The sequence below is a fragment of the Massilimicrobiota sp. mt181 genome, from assembly GCF_055420065.1.
The window spans coordinates 66,464-87,447 of sequence record NZ_JBVAYN010000005.1 but is presented as its reverse complement, the minus strand read 5'-3'; the positions used below and the strand labels follow the sequence as shown (position 1 = coordinate 87,447).

Genomic DNA, 20,984 nt, shown 5'->3' with positions numbered 1-20,984 from the left:
AAAAGAAGGATACATAAACTCATATGGTTTGCATCCTTCTTTTGTTTTATTCAATGATTTATTAAACACCAGGTTTACCTAGTAATTTGAACATGTTTTTCTTATAAACTTCTACACCTGGTTGGTTAAATGGATTGACACCTAATAGATATACAGACATTGCACAAGCTTTTTCAAAGAAATAAACCATATATCCAAATGAATATGGAGTCAATTCATCAAGTGTGATTTGAATATTAGGAACATTACCAGTGTTCACATGAGCATCAATAGTTCCTTCACATGCTTTTTTATTGACATAATCAACAGTTTTACCTGCAAGATAATTTAAGTTATCTAAGTTATCTGGATCACTAGGAATTTCTAAATCAGCAATTGGTTTTTCAATTTTTAAGACAGTTTCATATAAAACTTTGCTTCCTTCTTGAATGAATTGTCCTAATGAGTGTAAATCAGTTGAGAATGTTGCACTTGTAGGTAAAATACCTTTTCCTTCTTTTCCTTCTGATTCACCAAATAATTGTTTCCACCATTCAGCAGTTTGTGCTAACTGTAATTCATAAGTCACAAACATTTCAGCTGGATAACCTTGTTTAGATAACATTTGTCTAGCAACACCATATTGATAAGCACTGTTTTCAGATAAATTAGGATTACTGTATTCTTCTCTTGCATCAGCAGCACCTTTCATCATAGCATCAATATCAATTCCTGCCATAGCGATAGGGAATAAACCAACTGCAGTTAAAACAGAATAACGTCCACCTACATCATCAGGAACTACAAATGTTGTATATCCTTCATTAGTTGCTAAAGTTTTTAATGCACCTTTTTCTTTATCAGTTGTTGCAACAATTCTTTTTCTTGCAACTTCTTTTCCTTTTGTTTCTTCTAGTAATTCTTTAAAAATTCTAAAAGCGATAGAAGTTTCTGTTGTTGTTCCTGATTTAGAAATAACATTAATAGCAAATTCTTTATCTTTCACATATTCCTTCACTTGAGCTAAATAGTTAGAAGAGAATGTATTTCCAATATAAATAATTTGAACTGGATGATTTGGATATAAACCATTTAATGCTTCAATAGCAGCTCTTGCTCCTAGATAAGAACCTCCAATACCACAAACTAATAAAACATCAATTTCATCTTTAAGTTCGTTAACTTTTGCTTTGATTGCTTCTACTTCGTTTTTGTCGTAGTTCACTGGTAAATCAACCCAACCTAAAAAGTCGCTTCCTTGACCAGTTTTGTTATGGATCATATCATGGATTTGAGAAACTTGATCTTTATATGAATCCATATTTTCAGTTAATTTTGCTTGAGATAAATCAACTTTAATCATCATTCTTCCTCCTTGATTACGCCTAGAGATATCCACTCAGGCAATTTTTCTTGTAATGGATAAAATCCTAAAGGTGTTTCCTGTATCTTTTCTCTCTGATTTTTATAAGCCCTTTTATACTTTCTTTTGGCGAGATGAACAGCCTTCAAAGAAAGTTTTGCTTGGTGTGTTGAATGATCAATATCAATAACTTTCACACGAATGACTTCTCCGACATGGACAAAATTTTCAACATTTCTTACAAATTTATCAGAAATTTCAGAAATATGAATTAAACCAGCAGAGTGATCAGGTAAAGATGCAAAAGCACCATAAGGTTGAATTCCCGTAATGGTTACATCAATGATATCACCAGTTTTGACACGATGTTCCATTGCCAGCCCTCCAATCACAACAATTATATCATAAAGTCAAATGAGAAGAAAGTGAAATCCAAGCATTGGACTTTTATATTTTAAAAAATATGATATAATAATAAGGATTTATAAAGGAGGCTATTATCATGGATCAAGAAGCAGAAATCAAAAAAGTTATACATAAATTAAGACCTTATTTACAAAGAGATGGTGGAGATATTGAATTTGTAAAGTTTGAAGATGGTATTGTCTATGTACAAATGCATGGAGCATGTGCAGGATGCATGATGTTGGATGCAACTTTAAAAGATGGTGTTGAACAAATTTTAATTGAAGAAGTTCCAGGAGTATTAGAAGTTCAGGCTATTTAAAATGAGATAAATTTGAGAAAAAAATGATGAAAAACATGCTATAATTTTATTATGTGATAATATCACTTGATTTATTACTGTTATTCATATATACTTGAAAAGTCTTGTTTTGTAGAATAATGTCTACTTATTGCGGTTAAAATAAGACTGGTGATAAGAATGAGTCGAAAACAAGATCAAATGAAAATTGCAGCCATTCTATATGATTTAGGATTGGAAATGGAATTGATTGAAGCCATGACTTCTTTAAGTCATGAAGAATTAAAAAAATTATATCAATAATAGAAGCTCTTATTAAGAACCACGAGATGAGGATCGATGAAGTGGTGGCAACCCTTATTATCAAGAAGGTGCCTTACCTAGCAAGTTTAACTTGAACAATAAGAGGAAAGAATAGCTTTCCTCTTGAAAGCTTTTTTTATTGGCAAAGTGGGAGGAAAGAAAAATGATGAACAAAATTTTATTTACGTCAGAATCTGTTTCTGAAGGACATCCTGATAAAATCTGTGATCAGATCAGTGATGCTATTTTAGATGCCTGTTTAGCACAGGATCCGTATTCACGTGTTGCTTGTGAATGCTTTATTACAACAAATTTGTTAGTGATTGGTGGAGAAATCACAACACATGCACAAGTTGATTACGAAGCCATCGCAAGAGATGTCTTAAGACGTATTGGCTATACACGTGCTGATATTGGAATTGATGCTGATACATGTCAAATTATCAATGTGATTGGGGTACAATCAAGTGATATTGCATTAGGAACAAATAAAGAAGTTGGTGGTGCAGGAGATCAAGGAATCATGTTTGGATATGCCTGTCGTGAAACAGAAGGATATATGCCATTGGCTGTTTCTATAGCTCATCATCTTGTACGTTATGCGACACAAAAACGTCATAGCGGAGAGTTTAAATGGGCTAGACCAGATATGAAATCACAAGTGACGATTGATTATTCTGATGCAACTTGTCCACGTATTGATACGATTTTGATGTCTGTTCAACATGATGATACTTTTGATGAAAAGATTTTTAAAGATTATATTCAAAATGTTGTCATGAAAGATGTCGTCAACAAATATCAGATGAATACTGATTATAAAGTGATTATCAATCCTACCGGACGTTTTGTGATTGGTGGTCCTCATGGAGATACTGGTTTAACAGGTCGTAAAATTATTGTCGATACTTATGGAGGCAGTGCACGTCATGGTGGCGGGGCTTTTTCTGGTAAGGACCCTTCAAAAGTTGATAGAAGTGCAGCCTATATGGCAAGATATATGGCTAAAAATATTGTAGCTGCAGGGCTTTGCGATCGTATAGAAATTCAATTGTCTTATGCGATAGGTATTAAAGAACCAACGAGTGTCTATGTGGAAACATATGGCAGTGAAAAAGTATCGCGTGATGTGATTTTAAATGCTATTCATCATGAATTTGATTTAACACCTCAGGGCATTATAGACACATTACAATTGTTACGTCCTATTTATCAGAAAACTGCTGTTTATGGTCATTTTGGTCGAGGGGATATGGATTTCCCTTGGGAAAAGCTTGATCGTATTCAATGTCTTCAAAAATATTTATAAGCTCCTATTGGGGCTTTTTTACTTTTTGGTGGAAATCAGTGTTTTTTATCATGAAATAATGGTATAATAAAATTAACAGAAGGAGGAATATTTATGAAAGTCAGTATAAGAGGAAAAAATGTTGCGCTAACTGAAGGGATTGAAGCAAAAATCAACAAAAAGTTAAGCATGTTGGATAAATATTTCATCATGAGTGACAATGTTGAAGCAAAAGTTTTAATTAGAACTTATCCAGTTGGGCAAAAAATTGAAGTGACTATTCCAACAGAATATGTATTATTAAGAGCTGAGGTTGTTGATAATGATCTTTATAATGCTATTGACTTGGTTATCGACAAACTAGAAGGACAAATTAGAAAATATAAGACGAGATTAAGTCGTAAATCTAAAGATAATAAACTCGCATTTAATATTGCTTCTATTGAACCTTTAGAACATGAAGAGGAAGACGTTATTGTCAAAACAAAAACAATTAGTCCTAAACCAATGGATATGGAAGAAGCGATTATGCAGATGGAATTAATCGGACATTCATTTTTCGTATATCGTGATGTTGAAACAAATTCTATCAGCGTTGTTTATAAGAGACATAATGGTGGTTATGGATTAATTGAAACACAATAAAAAGCTCTATAAAGAGCTTGAGAGAAGATATCCCTGGTGGATATCTTTTTCTTTCATTAATTTATCAATATCATTTAAGATCGTGACTTTTTTTATAGACCATAAAGGTTCAATAAGATCATCAATAGGAGCATCACCAGTCAATCTTTCAATAACAACATGAGGAGGAATATATTGTAGCTGATCGACAACTAAGGAAATATATTCATCACGTGATAATATTGGAAATGGTTTTTGTTGATATAATCTATGAAGTGCTGTATTTTTCAACATATAAAGATTATGAATCTTTAATCCTTGAATATCTAATTGTCCTACCTGTTTGGCTGTTTCAAGCATCATATCATAGGTTTCAAAAGGTAGGCCATTGATGATGTGAACACATACGTCCAGATGTCTTTGTCTTAAACGTGAAAGGCCATCTAAAAAAGTCTGATAATCATGCCCGCGATTGATCAAACGAGCAGTTTCATCATGAATGGTCTGTAAGCCCAGTTCAATATAAAGATCACAGCGTTGTGATAACTGATAAAGATAATCACAGATTTCTTCGCTTAAGCAATCAGGACGAGTCGCAATAGCAATCCCTACAACATCTTTCATGCAGACAAAAGGTTCAAATCTTTCCTGAAGCTGCTGGATGGTTCCATATGTGTTTGTATTAGCCTGAAAATAGGCAATAAATTGACAATCCGGCCATTTTTGGCGCATCAGTGAGGAAATATCCTGAAATTGTTTTTGCAAAGAATCCTGAACATCACCAGCAAAATCTCCAGAGCCTTTATCGGAACAGAAAATGCAGCCCCCATAGCCACATGTGCCATCACGATTAGGACAAGTAAAGCCAGCGTTGAGTGAGACTTTCGCAACTTTATGATGATATTTTGTTTTTAAAAAATAGTTATATGTATGATAACGTTTATTATCAAATGTATATGGAAATTTGTTCATATTTTCACCCGAGAAGAATTATAACATAAAGGAGGACATAATGTTAGAGTTAAAAGATATTTGCAAGCAATATGATGAAAAAGTGATACTTGATCATATATCCATAAGTTTTCCTGATACAGGTTTGATTGGTATTCAGGGAACGAGCGGATGTGGCAAGAGTACACTGTTATATATTATAGGGTTATTAGATGATGATTATCAGGGTGATATTGTTTATAATGGTGAGAAAATCAAAGATAAAAAAGCATTTATATGTGAACATATTTCTTTTATGATGCAAAATAAAGATTTTATTTCTTCATTAACCGTAAAGGAAAATATTATTTTACCTAATCATATCAGTCATATATACTATACACCAGCAATGCTTAAAAAAATTGTTTCTCAATTAGATATTCAGGATTTGTTATCACGCTATCCTTTTCAACTTTCAGGCGGACAAAGGAAAAGAGCTTCGTTAGCCAAAACATTATTAAAACAATCTGACATTATATTATGTGATGAACCAACAGGTGCTCTTTATCATGAACAAGCTAAAGAAGTTATGAAATATTTGAAAAAAATATCTCAAAATGCTTTGGTTATTATTGTTTCACATGACTCTCAATTGATACAGGATTATTGTGATAGTGTTTTGACTTTAGAAAAAGGAGTCTTAAAAGGTCGTCTGCCAAAAACAAAAAAATCATTATCATATTCAAAGAAACATCAACATCATAGCCTTTGGTTTTATCCTTTGCGACAGCTTTTCTTTCAAAGAAACAAATTAATGTTTCTTTTTTTATTTCAGTGGATTGTCATTGTCGCCTTTTTTGTTATTGTGACAGCTATGTTTGGTGTTTTTGATGCGATTGAAGATAGTGAACAACAAGCTGTTTTAAAGAATGTCATGTACTTAGAAAACAAAGATGGTAGACCCTTTGAAACAATGCCTGTTGATCAGGATATTGCTTCTATTGGTTATAATTATCAGTTAGAACAATGTCAGGTTTATGTGTCACAAAAAGAATGGGAAGGAACGCTATTCTTTTTGCCTGATCAGACATCACATATCGTTTTAAAGGAAGGACGATTTCCACAAACAAAATATGAAGTCATTGTCAGTTATTCATTTGATCAGAAACATCCTAATCAAAAAATAGAAATAACATACCAACAAAAACATCTGACATTATCTGTTGTTGGAGTGCTTCAAAAAGATTTTTTTACGCAAGAAGACATTTATCTGGAGCCATCTTTTCAACAAGACATTCCAGAACTGATGAATTCTAGAGAATTGATTGTAGAAAGTTCACCAATGAAAAATAAGGATTTATATCAGAAATTATCAGTGGATTATCACGTTTATAGTGAAATCATAGAACGTATTGAAAGTTATCAGACATTGCTTTCTTTAGCACAGCTTGTTGCTGTGTTTTTTATTGGCATAAGTCTCATTATTTCGTTGTTATTGCTGGGATTGGTTGAATCTATCATTTATTTTGAAAGAAAGCATGATGTTGCTTATTTGTTGTCACTGGGAATATCTTCGCAAAGATTATTGTGTCTATCATTAATAGAAGCTTTTTTATTAGGAATGATTATTTCTGTAGGTGGTTCTTTTTTATCCGTTGTTGTTTATATCTATTTGAATAGTGTGATTGATATAGAGTCATTGTTATCTTTTTCATTATCATTAAAGCCTGTCTTTTTTTCAAAATATGATATATATTTTTTTATTTTCTTTATCTATCTTTGCATGAGTATTTTATCTGTTTTGCATCCCATTCATAAAATGATGAAAGTGCATAAGATTGAAGTATTGAGGGAGGAATAACATGCTTGAAGTTTGTCGATTAAATAAAAGATATCATTATCAAAAAGTTCTTAAAGATATTCATTTATGTTTTCCTGACAGTGGGTTGATTTCTATTGTAGGACCATCGGGTTGTGGTAAAACAACTTTATTGCATATATTGGGTGGACTTGATAAAGATTTTCAAGGAGATCTTTTATGGAATCACAAAAGTGTTAAACGACATTTAACACGTTATCGTCGCCGACATGTCAGTTTTATTTTTCAACAGTTTCATTTGATTATGTGGCTTTCTATGAAACACAATGTCAGCTTACCACGCTTTTTTCATCGTCAACCTCGAATGTCTTTATCTCTATCGTTACAAGAATTGCAACATCAGTCCATGGCTTCTCTTTCAATGGGACAAAGACAAAGATTGGCTTATTTGCGTAGCCATTTTCATCGCAGTGATATCCTTTTGTGTGATGAGCCAACAGGTTCATTGGACCCTCAATATGCTGATAGTGTTATGCAATTATTAAAGGAAGAATCACAAACGCGTCTGGTTATTTTGGTTTCTCATGATGAATGTCTGGTTAAAAAATATAGTGATGAAATCTATACGATGAAAGATGGAGAAATTGTTGCTCATCAGATTCTTTCACAAAGTCCCCAGATATTACCTCAACAAGAAAGAAGCAGAAAATATCTTTTTCCTCATTTGCGTCTTTCTTTTGCCTCATTGTGTTCTCATAAAGGACGTTCTTTTCAATTAATGATAGGCATTTTATTATCGTTGTTATGCATCGTTGTTGCTTTGACTTTAACACGTCATCTTGAAAAACAGTTTCATCAATACATTTATTCCATGGTACCTGCTTCTGGTATTAGTTTTCAGTCACGTTATCAACAGTCCTTGTCTTTGGAACTTTTATCACAGATGAAAGGACAGGAAGGTATTTTAAAAGCAGAAATGTTTCTAGATGATTATGAGTGTCTAGGAATAGGTTTTCACGAGGAAAGATACGAACAATCACAGACTTTATTTATCGGTGATGACACTTCTCCATATACTTATCTTTCATTAAAATATGGGAGATTGCCTCAATCACATAATGAGATTGTCCTCTCTTTATCAACCGCTCAGCATCTTGTAGATACACAGGATGTCTCTTCACTGATTGGAAAATCTATTTATGCCTGGTATCAGCATGAATGGGAAGTGAAATCCATCTGTTATCATATTGTGGGTATTACCACGCAGACAACAACATTAGATACATTCTATCAGATGGATCATGCTTATATTTATTTGTTGAAAGACGTCTATCATTATCAATTGGATCAAATCTCATCACATTTAGGGATTTTATATGTTCATCCCGATTATCAAAGACAAGATATTATCAAACAACTGGAAAAACAATATCCAGACTATCGGTTTATGGCTATTGGAGAGTCTACATCACAAAATGTTTCACAAACTATTGAACAGGTGAATATGATTTTATTTTTATTTTCATGTCTGGCTATTTTATCATCTTTATTTTTGATTGGTGAAATTATGTTTTTGAATGTGATTCAAAAGAAAAAAGATTTAGCAGTGATGAAATGTTTTGGAGCAGGAACATTTGATATTTTAAGAATTGTTTTATATGAATCAATACAGATTGTTATTTGTTCACAGATATTGTGTTTCCTATTTTATTATCAGGTGATTCAAATCATCAATTCTTTTATCAAACAAATGTTTGAAATAGAGACATTAAGAGTAGAATTAGATTGGCCATTGATGTTATTTGTTTTTTTAATCAGTGATATTCTTGTTTTATGCAGTCAGATTCCACCACTTCTTTATATTTTGAAAATGAATACAGTAGAGGCGTTAAAAGAATAAATATGTTTCAAGAATATCGGTGATAAAAAACTTGTTTTTCTAAAAAAAGTTGGTTATAATAATAGCGTTAACACGATGAAGAGGACAAGTAAATAAAGAATTTGTATCAGAGAGGAAAACATATGCTGAAAGTTTTCTTACAATGCATTTATTGAATTCACCTTGGAGTGCGACTAATCATCGCCGTTATGCAACGTTACTGCATTAAAGGGCATAACTTTGGTTATGAATTAGGATGGTACCGCGATTAATCGTTCCTATGTGGAACGATTTTTTTATTTTAAGGAGGAAATTATGGACGAATTATTAAAGATTAAAGAGGAAGCTTTATTGAAAATTCAAGATTGTTCATCATTGAAAGAATTGAATGATTTAAGGGTTTTTTATTTAGGGAAAAAAGGCCCAATGCAATCTGCAATGAAGTCAATGAAAGATATGTCAAAGGAAGAACGTGCTTCTTTTGGGCAGGTTTCTAATAAAGTCAAACAAGATATAACGCAAGCTATTGAAGATAAGAAAAAAATCTTGGAAGAAAAAGAAATGCTTGAAAAAATTAAAAATGAAAGAATTGATATTAGTTTACCAGGAAGTCATTTGCCTTTAGGAACAATTCATCCACTTTCTATGATTAGAGAAGAATTGGAAGATTTATTTATAGGTATGGGATATAGTGTGGCAGAGGGGCCAGAAGTAGAATCTGATCATTTTAACTTTGAATTGATGAATTTGCCAAAAGATCATCCAGCCAGAGATATGCAAGATACTTTTTATATCGATGAAAATACATTGTTGAGAACACATACTTCGCCAGTACAGGCTCATGTCATGCTGGCAGCAAATGGAAAAGGGCCAATCAAGGTCATTTGTCCAGGAAAAACATATCGTCGTGATGATGATGATGCAACACATTCACATCAGTTCAGTCAATGTGAAGGATTGGTTATCGATAAAAATATTACGATGGCAGATTTAAAAGGAACATTAGAATTATTTGCGAAAAAGATGTTTGGTGAAAAACGTGAAATTCGTTTAAGACCATCATATTTCCCATTTACAGAACCAAGTGTAGAAGTTGATATTTCATGTCATAACTGTAATGGAAAAGGATGTGCCATGTGTAAGCATACAGGATGGATTGAAATTTTAGGAGCTGGAATGGTTAATCCTAAAGTTTTGGAAATGTGTGGATTTGATAGTCAAGTCTATCAAGGATTTGCATTTGGTATTGGATTAGAACGTGTAGCCATGTTGAAATATGGTATTGATAATATTAGAGATTTTTATAGTGGTGATTTAAGATTCTTGAATCAATTTGTAAGAAAGGATTAAACATATGGAAGCGAGTTTAAAATTATTAAATCAATATGTCAAAGTTGATGATTTATCAGCAAAGGAAATTGCTGATCAGTTAACATCAATTGGTCATGAAGTTGAAGGAATGCATGCTTTTGCAAGAGGGGATAAGCTTGTTGTGGGGTATGTTCAAGAAAAAGTAGCCCATCCTGATAGTGATCATCTGAATGTTTGTCAGGTGGACATAGGAAATGGTCAGGTTCAACAGATTGTTTGTGGTGCGCCTAATGTTGATGCTGGGCAAAAAGTCATTGTGGCTTTACCAGGATGTGATTTAGGGGATGGATTTAAAATCAAGGAAACAAAAATCCGTGGTGTTGAATCTAATGGTATGATCTGTTCCATTGCTGAATTAGGTATTGATCAGCGATTATTACGTGAGGAAGATAAGGCTGGAATTCATGTCTTAGATGATGATGCGCCAGTTGGTGAAGATGCCTTAAAATATATGGGATATGATGATACTGTTTTGGAAATTGGATTAACACCAAATAGAGCTGATTGTATGGCTATGATTTCTTTAGCTTATGAAGTTGGTGCTTTATTAAGTCGTGAAGTTCAGATTCCACCATTAAAAGATTTGAATGAAAAAGAAAGTGATATTCAAATTGATGTGGAAACAGATTTATGTCCATTCTTTGGTGCAAAATTAGTGAAAGGTGTCACAACAAAAGAATCACCTGAATGGTTAAGAACATTTTTGATGGCAAGTGGTATTAAACCAATTAATAATGTTGTTGATATTTCTAATTTTGTGATGTTGGAAACAGGTCAACCTATTCATATGTATGATTATGATAAATTAAAAGAAAAACGTTTTGTTATTAAAACAGGTTTCCATCAAAAAGCAAAATTACTTGATGGTAAAGAATATGAAATTTTACCAGAAGATATCATTGTTTCTACAGATGAAGGAATTGGCTGTGTTGCTGGTGTGATGGGTGGAGATGATACAAAGATTGATGACAATACAGTGAATATTGTCGTTGAAGCTGCCACTTTCCATGGAGCAAGCTTAAGAAATACGGCACGTCGTTTAAATCTTTTAACAGATGCTTCACAGCATTATATTAAAGGTGCTATTGATACAGCAAATACACCAAGAGTGTTGAATCGTTGTGCGGCATTACTTCAGGAATTGGCTGATGCTCAAGAAATTTATCAAAGTGTGATGACACCATACCAAGTTGAAGAAAAAGTGATTACATTATCAACTTCAAGAGTTAATGATTTATTAGGAACATCTATTCAAACAGAAGATATATCACATATTTTAGATCGATTACATTTCCAATATACATTGGAAGATGAGTTATTTCATGTTACAGTTCCAACATATCGTAATGATATGAGTATGGATGCTGATGTTATTGAAGAAATTGCAAGAATGATTGGTTATAATTCTATTCCATCAACATTACCACTGATGGAAATGACAAAAGGGGCTTTAACACCTGTTCAAAGTCAGACAAGATGGATCAGACATTTACTTGCTGATTTAGGATTGCATGAAGTCATTACATATACATTAACTTCACCATCTATGGTTAATGATTTCAATCTTTTCCATCAGGGTGACTCTATTTCTTTAATGTTGCCATTAGGTGAAGAAAGAAGTGTGACAAGAAAATCATTGATTCCTTCATTATTGCAAGCTGTTAACTATAATTTGGCTCATGCCCAAAAAGATGTCTTTATTTATGAGATTTCACATACCTATTCACAAGATAGTGAAATTCAAAATTTAGCTATTGCATGTTCCGGTATGTATCATGATGTGGCATGGCAACAGCTACAACAAAAAGCTGATTTCTATTTTGTGAAAGGATTGGTGGAAACAATCTTTAAAAAATTGGGAATTGAAGAATCACGTTATACATTGAAACCTGTAGAAGAAGATAATCAGAATTTCCATCCTGGAAGAAGTGGATATCTGATGATGGGTCAAGATATTGTAGGTGTCATTGGCAAAGTCCATCCTCGTCTTGCAAAAAAATATGATGTGAAAGATGTATACGTTGCAGAGTTGAATTTATCTATATTATTAAATCTGAAAAAACGCGCGATTCATTTCACAGCTATACCACAATATCCAGCTGTTACAAGAGATATTGCATTAGTTATGGATAAAGATATACCTGTTTATGATGTGGTACGCTCTATCTGTAAAGCAAGTCGTTTAATCGTTGATACAAAGATTTTTGATGTTTATGAAGGGGAACATATTGAATCTGGTAAAAAATCTGTAGCCATTGCTTTAACATTCCAGGATGCTTCAAAGACTTTGGATGAAGCAACAATTAATGCTGCAATCGAACACATTTTAAATGTGGTGAAAAAAGATTATAATGCTTATTTAAGAGCTTAATTGCCTATTATATGAGAAAACTTTCAAAAAAACGTGTTGGCATTGCTGTATTTGGTGTACTACTGCTTTTTATGGCTGTGTATATCATGATCTGGAGACTTGGATTAAAGCTGGTTGATGGTGGAACAATAACAATGCAGGTTGGGGAAGAATTAAGTCAAGATGTTGAGGATTATTTGAATTTAACCTGGTATTTACCTTTTGAAAGAGAAAATATTATTTCAGAATGTCAGTTGACTTTTAGTGAAATCAAATATATGGATTCTGAAAACCGATGTCCTCAAATTGGAGAGTATGAAGGAACGATTACATATCATGATGAAACTTATCCTATTTCGATTCAAGTTTCAGATGATACACCTCCAGTTGTGGAATGTCAGGAATCAGTTGCTTATGGCACATCATCTTTTCAAATAGAAGATCTCATCACTGTGAGCGATAATTCACAGGAGGAATGTGATATTCAAATTGATGGAGATGTAGATGTTTCAAAGATGGGAACATATACGGTTCATGTCCGTGCTGAAGATCCCTATGAGAATGTTCAGGAAGAAACATTCGAAGTGGAAGTATTGGATTTAAAAGCGCCTGAAATAAGTATAAAACCTCAGATTGCTTATTTAAATGAAACATTTGATCCTTTATATGAAGTTTCTGCAACTGATGATGTTGATGGAGACTGTACAGATCAAATAGAAGTTTCTGGTGAAGTAAATACACAACAGGCAGGGACATACTCACTGACTTATACAGTCAGTGATCAATCTGGCAATGAGACCACTGTAGAGAGAGACGTCGTTGTTAAAGAAAGAGAAACGTCTTATCGTATATCAGATGTTCCTATGGTCTTGCAGTTGCCTGATTATTACAATGGTTGTGAGTCGGCTTCATCAACAATGTTATTACAATATTATGGATATGATGTGACCATTGAAGATGTCATCGCAGAAGTTCCTATAATTCCTCTAGAATATAAAGATGGACGTTTATATGGAGCTAATCCACATGAAGCTTTTACAGGGAGTATGTCCTCACGTGGTTATGGCATTTATGTAGAACCGATGGTTGAAGTTCTAGAAAATATGATTGATGAACAGAATGGGCAACATACTGTCACAAATCTGACGGGATCCTCACTGGAAGATTTGTTGGTTTATGTCGAAATGGGGCATCCTATTCAAATATGGGCAACAGCATCCTTACAGACTTATGAACAATCAGGGAAACAGGAATGGTATATTAAGACACTTGATGGTGAGTATACTGATGAAACGGTGACTTTTCCAGTGAGTGAACATTGTCTTGTGCTGATTGGTTTTGACGAAGAACATGTTGTTTTAAACAATCCTTTACAAGGATTAACTATTTGGGAACGCGATGCTTTTGAAATAGCATTTGAAGATATGGAATCTCAAGCTATTATGATTGATGATTAAGGAGAAATTAGTTCTCCTTTTTTGTTGTCCACAATTTTTGCCACTCTATTTTCTTGAAAATAGGTATGTTATAATACAAAAATATTCAAAAGAAGGGAGACAAAGATTTATGAAGAAGATTATAGGAATGCTATGTGCATTTGCAATTTGTACAAGTATGTCTTGTCAGTTTGTATTTGCTGAAGATCAATCTGATATGGTTTATTTTGAAGATAAGACTCTCGAGAAGCTTGTTTTACAACAAGTTGATAACAATGGAGATGGAAAGGTATCTAAGGAAGAAATGAAGAATCTTCATACGCTAGATGCATCTGGACAAGGTATAAAAAGTTTAGTTGGGATGGAGAATGCAGATTTAGTAGCGGATCCTGGTGCAGGAAGAGGATATGATTTTTCTGATAATCAAATTAGTGATATTTCACCTATAATACCGGCAATAAAAAAGAATATGCATATTGATTTAAGAAATAATCAAATTACAGATTTTTCATTATTATCACAATGTAATTTATATTCAGTAGCATATTCTGGTAACCCTGCTTCAGCTGATGAATATTTTAAGGCATGGAACTTGCCATCTGAACTTTATTTACCAGCTTCAACAGATGAACATCAAAGTATGGAAAATTTGATGTTTGTGAATCCATATGGATTTGTAGAACAAGGAGATCTAAATGCGGCATTTGGATTTTCAGATTTTAAAAGTGATGATGAGAGTATAGCACGTTTTGGTTTTACTGGAGTAGATAATTTTTTAATTGCCGGAAAAAAGGCAGGAGAAACAAATGTGTACATTTATCACGGAAATGAAAAACATACTATCCATGTCCATGTAGGAAATCCAGAGGCAACTGTTGGTGATGTTGTTGCTAAGGATACAAATGTGAAAGTCAATATTAATGCAAGACAGAATATTTTAGATTTCTTAGAACCAGATAGTGCATTATGGACTGTTTCCAACTATACATGGGAAAGTAGTGATGAAAAAGTTATCAAAGTAGATGGTGATGAACTTGTTTTTGTAGGAGATGGACAAGCAACTATTACAGGAACACCAAAAGCAGCAACATATAGTCTTAATGAAAATGGTGTGATTTCTTTTACAATCACTGTAGATATTAATAAGCAACAGACTCCATCACAATCAGAAACATCTACACCTTCAAAAGAAGAAACTCAACCTAGCCAATCTGTTCAAGAAAAACCTACAACGACAACACAAACAGATCAACCACAAGAAACACAGGTTCAAAAGGATGTGCCTCAAACATCTGATACATCTTTACCTTATTTATATGGTGGATTATTGCTTGCAAGTGTAGGATGTGTTATGATAAATCGTAGAAAATTGATGAAAAAATAAGATAATAAAGTGAAACGTAAGTGTTTCACTTTTCGTTTTTTTTATAAAGGAGTTATTTATGTCACTTTATTCAGAATATTTACGAAGATATATACATGAAAACAATATTAAGGTTGCTTCTTTGATAGAGTATTTACATATTGATAGATCAACAATGTATAAAATCATTAATGGGAAACGAAATCCATCAAACAAAGAACTTGTTGATAATATCGCTTATTTCTTTAAATTATCGCCTCAAGAAAGGCAAAAATATTTTTATTCATACTACTGTACTCTTATTGGGGAGAGGAGATATAGACAGTATAAAGAAATTGAAAGTTTCTTGTTACACTATAAGATTCCACAATATTTAAAATGGGAAGGAATATCTCATGATAAAGATAATAAAATGAAGGACATAATTGTCATTAAAGGTAAGGAATCTTTAAATTATTATATGCAATACTTATTAGAACAGGAATTATTGTTGGAGCATCCTCAAATTTATTATATAGGACAAAATCAGTATGATTTTTTATTGGATTTTTTGATGAATGTTGGCTATACACATGAATGTTTTTCATTCTATCAAATTTTATGTTTAGATAATCAAAATGAAATGATGATGAAAAATATGCAGGAAATAGAAAAATCAATCTTACTGTCTAACCATATTCCTCATTATTTTCCTAGATTTTATTATGATAATACATGTTCGCATTTTAGGAATATGAATCTTTTTAATCATATGTTGGTATGCTCATGTGGAGGAATCACTTTTACTGATGATTTTCAATATGGCTTGTTTTATACACAAAAAGAGGTTATTGATTTTTTGATGAATATCTATTACCAATATGAAATGGAGACACAACCATTAATAGATATTGTCACTTCTTTAGATGACCAATATGAAGTTGTTGGACAACTGATTATGAAAGAAAAGATAGAAGAGGGATATTTTTTGTCTAAAGAACCTTGCCTAGTAGCGTTGATTGATAAAGATATGTTGATGAAATATGTTCAACCAATTTTAAAAGAAAATCAGAATTTATATATGCAACTTCAAGAATATATTGAAACTGTTCAAACATTTATTAATAAGGATAAAATTTATTATTATAGGACTCTATCTGGCATTCAAAACTTTATAGAAACTGGTCGTGTACAAGAATTTCCTGAATATTGTTTGAAAACAGTAGATTTAAAGGATAGATTTGCTTTGATGCAAAGATTAAAAGAGCAAATAAAATCTGGAAATGTCAAGATTTTGACGGAAAAATATGAAAAAATGAGTGAAAATCTTCATATCTTTGTGACACCTGTATTTGGGTATATATTATTATCGGATTATCAAAGTTCTTTAAAATATATCAATTTTAAAGAGCAGAGTATCATTGAACAATTATTCGATTATATGAAGCTTTTACAAATAGAAAACTTATATGAAGATATTATTGTGAATCAAGAACAATCTTGTCGTTTTATTGATGATATGATTAGACATTATAATAAAAAAGAGTTATCTTAGAAAAATGATATTTATAGATTTCATTTTTTAAATAACTCTTTTTATTTGTTAACCCATGTCGATATAATTTTTTGTTTTGATGCGTTTATAGACTTGAAAAGCTGTTGATGAGATCAAGATAGCTAAAGCTAGAGAAATACTGATTCCTAAAGTTGATAAGAAACTTTCCATAAATAAATCATTCATTCCTTGAACAGCATATAGCATTGTATAATAAATACCACTTCCAGGTACTAATGGGAAACATCCAATAATAATGAAAATTGTTGCAGGTGCTTTAAAAACTCTCGCCATGATTTCTGATAACAATGAAACACATAACATAGCGATAAAGCTCTGTAAGAAAATATTATCTAATGATGCAAAAACTAAATAAACAAACCATCCTAAAGTTCCTAGAAAAGAACCTATCAATGAAAAACGTATGTTTTTTTGAATTCTAAAGATAAAGGTGAAACCAAAACATCCTATAAAGGCAGATAAACATTGTATAAATCCTTCCATGTTAGACTCCTTTCAAGACCATCATCATAATTCCCACACCAATGGCAATGCTGGCAGCAAGTAAAATAGCTTCAATCATACGGGAAAGTCCTGAGACGAAATCTCCTCCGATGATATCTCTTAAACTATTTGTAATGGCAATACCGGGAACCAATAACATTAATGTTCCAGTAATAACAGATTGCTGGTTGGTGATGAATTGTGTTTTTTGGGCAATAATCGCAATGCTGGCCAAAACCATACTAGAAAGAATTGTACGAACAATGACGTTGACATCAAGTCTTTCTAAAAGATAGATAAAATAATATAAAATCAAGCCAATCAATGCAGAAACAAGCATTTCAGTGAGATGTCCACCAAAAAAGGCACAAAACATAGCTGCAGATACAACGTATCCAATCAATATTAAACGATAGTTCAGTTTTTCAGATTCTATTTTATGGATGATTGTTTTGATTTCATCTAAAGTCAATTCCTGATTACTGATTTGACGGACAAGACAATTTAATTCATATAAATGATCTAAATGTGTACGATTGCTACGAGAGCGTCTTGAAGATTGATAAGGTGTTCCGTCATGGAGTGTTAATGATAATGTAAAATAAGAAGGAATAGCAAAAACTTCTATATCCTGAAAACCAAATCCTTCACACATTCTTTTTAATGATTCTTCAACACGATAAATTTCTGCACCATGTTTTAAAAGAAGTTGACCAATTTTATTAATTTGTTGGAGAATTTCTAATTCATTCATGTTTTCACCTCGCAATAAACAGTTATAACATAAATCTTATGAAATTTCATCATGAAATGAATCAATTAGGGGAATATGTGAAAATTCTTCGTGTATAAGTGTTTCTGGCGAAGATGATAATAATGATAATAAACGTGTAGCCTTGAGTTCAATATCTAAAGCAGGGTGGTGATGACGGGCAAAATTGGTCACTAAGACATAGGCACATGTTTTTTTGATGCGAGATAAATATTCTCTTCCTTTTTGATTCATAGCCAAAATACGCAAATAGTCAACATTTATGGCGTTTTTGATATCTTCTTTTGTGTTTTTCATTAAAATGTGAATCAGCATTCTTGAAATACGAGGACGTGTATATCTTTTAGAAGATAAGCAATCAATGAATTCTTCAATCGTTGAACAGCTCGAAATATGTTTATATAATAAATGTTCTAAACCTTCTTCTACCATATGATAGTTTTTAAGCTCTTTTAGTGATGATGTCAGAATCTGATAACGTAAATATGGAAAAAAATCTTGGAGCTGATAGATTTCATTTTGATAGAGATGAGGATGAGGTAATGTATGAGCGTATTCCTGATAGCTAAAAATAGCTTTTCTAATTGCAGAAGCACTGGCAATATTATTTAAATCAAGTCCATGATAAGTGTTGGTCCTTTGTAGACAATGGGGTGTTATAGGATATTGATGAGCGATAATTTCTTTCACATAACTGAGTCCTAAAAGATCATTGGGTGTTCGAATTTCTTTGCCCATAATATGCGAAAGAGCCTGATTACAGGCATCAGCATAACGTAAACCTGATTTCATAGCATTTTTAACATATGCATCATAGGTTTGCTGGTGTGTGAAAATTGTTGTTGCAATATCAATAAAAGTCGAAATGCGTCCATCTTCACTTCCAAAACAGATATCAGTAACTCCAATAGCAGCCAGTAATTCAATAGCACCTTTCGCAAAATAATCAGCACTTTGACAGGCATAGACAAAAGGAAGCTCAATGACTAAATCCACACCAAATTCGATGGCCAGCTGACTACGTTTCCATTTATCAATGATAGCCGGTTCACCTCTTTGAACAAAGGATGAAGACATCACAGCAATTGTATAATCAAACTGATCCAATGATTTTGCTTTTTGAATATGATAAATATGTCCATTATGAAATGGATTGTATTCAACGATTAATCCTAGTACTTTCATATGTTTAACCTCCTTGAGATAGTTTAGCATAGTTTGAGAAATAAACATAGTTTTACTTGAAAAGATAAGAAATATTCAACGAAAAATTTAAAATTCAATTGACATATTTCTGACTTTTATATATAATTGGCTATGCGATGTAAAGGGTGATTTTCTTGAAATGGAATTTACAATGGATTATTAAACAGAAAGATGGATGTTTTCATTTTGACGAAACATTGAATTTTCCACCTGAAATGTTCCATAATTTATCCCAAATTAATGGATTGAAAGATATTCGTGTTGAGGGAGATGGTCGTTTGGATATGAGAAATCATCAATTATACGTTGATTTTCAAATTCATGGACTCATGATTTTACCATGTGCCATATCTTTGGAAGATGTCGATTATCCATTTGAGATTGAATCAAGTGCTATATTTGCTTTTTATAAACCTCAAGAAAATGAAGAGGTTATTGAAGTCAAGAGAAACACTGTTGATTTGACACCTGTTGTTTTTCAAGAAATTATGATGGAAGTTCCTATGAGAGTTGTTAAAGAGGGGGCTTCTTTGAAAACAGAGGGTAATGGATGGAAAGTATTAAGTGAAGAAGATGAACGTGAGGATGAGGATTATATTGATCCTCGTTTAGCGAAGCTTAAAGATTATTTTAAGGATAAGGAATAAGGAGGTGTACCTATGGCAGTACCACAAAGAAGAGTTTCTAAAACAAGAAGAAACAAAAGAAGAACACATGACAAGTTAACAGTACCAGCTGTAGTTGTTTGCCCTGAATGTGGAGAATATAAATTATCTCATAGAGTATGCAAACATTGCGGAACTTACAACGGACAAAAAGTGTTATAAAAACTGCCCCTTATTTCAAGGGCTTTTTTTATGCATAAATACAAATAAGAGAATAGCAATTTCAGATTTTTTAGTTACTAATAGATATATAAAAATAGGAGAATTCTCATATTATTGTTTTCATCAATAGTATAAGAATTTCTCCTTGTCAGTATAACACTAAAGTCAAAAAGAATCGATTTGAGCTGTTCTCTTTTTTATTATTTAAGTTGTTGAATAAAGTTCTGAGGAAAGAGTTCATAAAAAATAGTTGAGTGCATATCCCCTTGAGGATCTTGCCAACTATTGTATTGAATATCATATTTTTTAAAACCAAGTTTTTCATAAACATGTTGAGCACGAAGATTATTCAAATCTGTACTTAAAATAATTTTTGAATAGCCCATATGAAATAGTTCTTGAATAAATAATGTGAGTATGTTTTGACCTAATCCATGATTTTGCATATTTATTTCACATATTTTGATACCAATTTCAATTGCGTCATCAAACGGGAAAAAGCACATTTCTCCAATTGGCTGATGTTTATATTCAATAATAAGGCGTTGTTTATAATTTTTGAGTTCTTCTTGTAGTTGTTCTTTAACTTTTTGAATTGTTGTATTGATATCATTTGGAAATCCGGCATGAGCCATCACTTTTCCGTCATTTCGCCATTGTGTAAGAATAGAGACATCCTTTTCTTTGGCATCACGAATCAGTATATCTTGATAAATTATTTTCATTTTCT

At 32.3% G+C, this 20,984-nt stretch carries 20 protein-coding genes, 1 riboswitch and 1 other annotated feature; of the genes, 13 read left to right on the top strand and 7 right to left on the bottom strand.

Annotation, left to right across the window (positions count from 1 at the left end; all coding sequences use genetic code 11):
- Positions 1-61 precede the first annotated feature (61 nt).
- Both ACZYT4_RS04770 and ACZYT4_RS04765 read right to left on the bottom strand, forming a co-directional pair.
- Entirely contained in the window at positions 62-1,342 is a 1,281-nt protein-coding gene (locus tag ACZYT4_RS04770) for a glucose-6-phosphate isomerase (RefSeq protein ID WP_463782950.1), read from the bottom strand.
- Positions 1,342-1,716 carry a CvfD/Ygs/GSP13 family RNA-binding post-transcriptional regulator gene (locus ACZYT4_RS04765; protein ID WP_463782947.1) on the bottom strand — a complete coding sequence of 125 codons (375 nt, stop codon included), beginning with the start codon at positions 1,714-1,716 and terminating at the stop codon, positions 1,342-1,344. Before ACZYT4_RS04765 ends, ACZYT4_RS04770 begins: the two co-directional genes overlap by 1 nt.
- Before the next feature lie 128 nt (positions 1,717-1,844).
- On the opposite strand from ACZYT4_RS04765, the gene ACZYT4_RS04760 reads away from it, so the two are divergent.
- The 4 genes from ACZYT4_RS04760 to hpf all read left to right on the top strand — a co-directional run bounded on the left by ACZYT4_RS04760 (position 1,845) and on the right by hpf (position 4,284).
- On the top strand, positions 1,845-2,069 hold the full coding sequence (locus ACZYT4_RS04760) for a NifU family protein (protein ID WP_087243082.1): 225 nt from the start codon (positions 1,845-1,847) through the stop codon (positions 2,067-2,069).
- 159 nt (positions 2,070-2,228) lie between these two features.
- Positions 2,229-2,351, top strand: coding sequence for a hypothetical protein (locus ACZYT4_RS04755; RefSeq protein ID WP_463782941.1), 123 nt, complete (start codon positions 2,229-2,231; stop codon positions 2,349-2,351).
- Between the two features lie 6 nt (positions 2,352-2,357).
- Positions 2,358-2,456: riboswitch (SAM riboswitch) on the top strand.
- Positions 2,457-2,514: 58 nt separating this feature from the next.
- Complete coding sequence (gene metK, locus ACZYT4_RS04750; protein ID WP_463782939.1) at positions 2,515-3,660, top strand: methionine adenosyltransferase; 1,146 nt, start codon at positions 2,515-2,517, stop codon at positions 3,658-3,660.
- Between the two features lie 93 nt (positions 3,661-3,753).
- On the top strand, positions 3,754-4,284 hold the full coding sequence (gene hpf, locus ACZYT4_RS04745) for a ribosome hibernation-promoting factor, HPF/YfiA family (RefSeq protein ID WP_463782935.1): 531 nt from the start codon (positions 3,754-3,756) through the stop codon (positions 4,282-4,284).
- A 6-nt stretch (positions 4,285-4,290) separates the two neighbouring features.
- Here hpf and mnmL read toward each other — a convergent pair whose 3' ends face one another.
- Positions 4,291-5,235, bottom strand: a complete 945-nt coding sequence (mnmL, locus tag ACZYT4_RS04740; RefSeq protein WP_463782933.1) for a tRNA modification radical SAM protein MnmL/YtqA — start codon at positions 5,233-5,235, stop codon at positions 4,291-4,293.
- Positions 5,236-5,275: 40 nt separating this feature from the next.
- Here mnmL and ACZYT4_RS04735 point away from each other — a divergent pair, with 40 nt between their 5' ends.
- The 7 genes from ACZYT4_RS04735 (at position 5,276) to ACZYT4_RS04705 (ending at position 16,945) form a co-directional block, all read left to right on the top strand.
- Positions 5,276-7,054, top strand: coding sequence for an ATP-binding cassette domain-containing protein (locus tag ACZYT4_RS04735; protein ID WP_463782929.1), 1,779 nt, complete (start codon positions 5,276-5,278; stop codon positions 7,052-7,054).
- Between the two features lies 1 nt (position 7,055).
- Positions 7,056-8,912 (top strand): ABC transporter ATP-binding protein/permease, encoded by a 1,857-nt coding sequence (locus ACZYT4_RS04730; protein WP_463782927.1) that lies wholly within the window; start codon positions 7,056-7,058, stop codon positions 8,910-8,912.
- Between the two features lie 66 nt (positions 8,913-8,978).
- Positions 8,979-9,174 (top strand) — a binding site (T-box leader).
- Between the two features lie 32 nt (positions 9,175-9,206).
- Positions 9,207-10,241: a phenylalanine--tRNA ligase subunit alpha gene (gene pheS / locus ACZYT4_RS04725; protein WP_463782923.1), complete on the top strand. Its 1,035-nt coding sequence runs from the start codon at positions 9,207-9,209 to the stop codon at positions 10,239-10,241.
- 4 nt (positions 10,242-10,245) lie between these two features.
- Entirely contained in the window at positions 10,246-12,633 is a 2,388-nt protein-coding gene (gene pheT, locus ACZYT4_RS04720; RefSeq protein WP_463782921.1) for a phenylalanine--tRNA ligase subunit beta, read from the top strand.
- An 11-nt stretch (positions 12,634-12,644) separates the two neighbouring features.
- A complete protein-coding gene (locus ACZYT4_RS04715; RefSeq protein WP_463782919.1) occupies positions 12,645-14,069 on the top strand; it encodes an immunoglobulin-like domain-containing protein in 1,425 nt (474 codons plus the stop codon).
- Positions 14,070-14,178: 109 nt separating this feature from the next.
- Positions 14,179-15,432, top strand: a complete 1,254-nt coding sequence (locus ACZYT4_RS04710) for a hypothetical protein (RefSeq protein WP_463782917.1) — start codon at positions 14,179-14,181, stop codon at positions 15,430-15,432.
- A 58-nt stretch (positions 15,433-15,490) separates the two neighbouring features.
- Positions 15,491-16,945 carry a helix-turn-helix domain-containing protein gene (locus ACZYT4_RS04705; protein WP_463782915.1) on the top strand — a complete coding sequence of 485 codons (1,455 nt, stop codon included), beginning with the start codon at positions 15,491-15,493 and terminating at the stop codon, positions 16,943-16,945.
- A 48-nt stretch (positions 16,946-16,993) separates the two neighbouring features.
- On the opposite strand, the gene ACZYT4_RS04700 is transcribed toward ACZYT4_RS04705, so the two are convergent.
- From ACZYT4_RS04700 to ACZYT4_RS04690, 3 genes are read right to left on the bottom strand one after another with little or no spacing between them, the layout of a single operon-like run.
- A complete protein-coding gene (locus tag ACZYT4_RS04700; RefSeq protein ID WP_463782914.1) occupies positions 16,994-17,449 on the bottom strand; it encodes a threonine/serine exporter family protein in 456 nt (151 codons plus the stop codon).
- 1 nt (position 17,450) lies between these two features.
- On the bottom strand, positions 17,451-18,203 hold the full coding sequence (locus tag ACZYT4_RS04695) for a threonine/serine exporter family protein (protein WP_463782912.1): 753 nt from the start codon (positions 18,201-18,203) through the stop codon (positions 17,451-17,453).
- Between the two features lie 36 nt (positions 18,204-18,239).
- A complete protein-coding gene (locus ACZYT4_RS04690) occupies positions 18,240-19,406 on the bottom strand; it encodes a nucleotidyltransferase (protein ID WP_463782911.1) in 1,167 nt (388 codons plus the stop codon).
- 146 nt (positions 19,407-19,552) lie between these two features.
- Here ACZYT4_RS04690 and ACZYT4_RS04685 point away from each other — a divergent pair, with 146 nt between their 5' ends.
- Both ACZYT4_RS04685 and rpmF read left to right on the top strand, forming a co-directional pair.
- Positions 19,553-20,074, top strand: coding sequence for a YceD family protein (locus ACZYT4_RS04685; RefSeq protein ID WP_463782909.1), 522 nt, complete (start codon positions 19,553-19,555; stop codon positions 20,072-20,074).
- A gap of 12 nt (positions 20,075-20,086) precedes the next feature.
- Positions 20,087-20,254, top strand: coding sequence for a 50S ribosomal protein L32 (rpmF, locus tag ACZYT4_RS04680; RefSeq protein ID WP_008790438.1), 168 nt, complete (start codon positions 20,087-20,089; stop codon positions 20,252-20,254).
- 200 nt (positions 20,255-20,454) lie between these two features.
- Here the strand turns inward: rpmF and ACZYT4_RS04675 are convergent, their stop codons facing one another.
- Positions 20,455-20,979: a GNAT family N-acetyltransferase gene (locus tag ACZYT4_RS04675; protein ID WP_463782906.1), complete on the bottom strand. Its 525-nt coding sequence runs from the start codon at positions 20,977-20,979 to the stop codon at positions 20,455-20,457.
- Between the last annotated feature and the right edge of the window lie 5 nt (positions 20,980-20,984).

Bases quoted from the DNA above. Each gene is read 5' to 3' on its own strand.
- rpmF (WP_008790438.1), top strand. From the start codon at position 20,087: ATGGCAGTACCACAAAGAAGAGTTTCTAAAACAAGAAGAAACAAAAGA.
- ACZYT4_RS04735 (WP_463782929.1), top strand. From the start codon at position 5,276: ATGTTAGAGTTAAAAGATATTTGCAAGCAATATGATGAAAAAGTGATA.
- metK (WP_463782939.1), top strand. From the start codon at position 2,515: ATGATGAACAAAATTTTATTTACGTCAGAATCTGTTTCTGAAGGACAT.
- ACZYT4_RS04715 (WP_463782919.1), top strand. From the start codon at position 12,645: ATGAGAAAACTTTCAAAAAAACGTGTTGGCATTGCTGTATTTGGTGTA.
- ACZYT4_RS04675 (WP_463782906.1), bottom strand. From the start codon at position 20,979: ATGAAAATAATTTATCAAGATATACTGATTCGTGATGCCAAAGAAAAG.
- ACZYT4_RS04695 (WP_463782912.1), bottom strand. From the start codon at position 18,203: ATGAATGAATTAGAAATTCTCCAACAAATTAATAAAATTGGTCAACTT.
- hpf (WP_463782935.1), top strand. From the start codon at position 3,754: ATGAAAGTCAGTATAAGAGGAAAAAATGTTGCGCTAACTGAAGGGATT.
- ACZYT4_RS04700 (WP_463782914.1), bottom strand. From the start codon at position 17,449: ATGGAAGGATTTATACAATGTTTATCTGCCTTTATAGGATGTTTTGGT.
- ACZYT4_RS04690 (WP_463782911.1), bottom strand. From the start codon at position 19,406: ATGAAAGTACTAGGATTAATCGTTGAATACAATCCATTTCATAATGGA.
- ACZYT4_RS04730 (WP_463782927.1), top strand. From the start codon at position 7,056: ATGCTTGAAGTTTGTCGATTAAATAAAAGATATCATTATCAAAAAGTT.
- ACZYT4_RS04710 (WP_463782917.1), top strand. From the start codon at position 14,179: ATGAAGAAGATTATAGGAATGCTATGTGCATTTGCAATTTGTACAAGT.
- ACZYT4_RS04705 (WP_463782915.1), top strand. From the start codon at position 15,491: ATGTCACTTTATTCAGAATATTTACGAAGATATATACATGAAAACAAT.
- ACZYT4_RS04765 (WP_463782947.1), bottom strand. From the start codon at position 1,716: ATGGAACATCGTGTCAAAACTGGTGATATCATTGATGTAACCATTACG.
- pheS (WP_463782923.1), top strand. From the start codon at position 9,207: ATGGACGAATTATTAAAGATTAAAGAGGAAGCTTTATTGAAAATTCAA.
- ACZYT4_RS04760 (WP_087243082.1), top strand. From the start codon at position 1,845: ATGGATCAAGAAGCAGAAATCAAAAAAGTTATACATAAATTAAGACCT.
- ACZYT4_RS04770 (WP_463782950.1), bottom strand. From the start codon at position 1,342: ATGATTAAAGTTGATTTATCTCAAGCAAAATTAACTGAAAATATGGAT.
- pheT (WP_463782921.1), top strand. From the start codon at position 10,246: ATGGAAGCGAGTTTAAAATTATTAAATCAATATGTCAAAGTTGATGAT.
- ACZYT4_RS04755 (WP_463782941.1), top strand. From the start codon at position 2,229: ATGAGTCGAAAACAAGATCAAATGAAAATTGCAGCCATTCTATATGAT.
- mnmL (WP_463782933.1), bottom strand. From the start codon at position 5,235: ATGAACAAATTTCCATATACATTTGATAATAAACGTTATCATACATAT.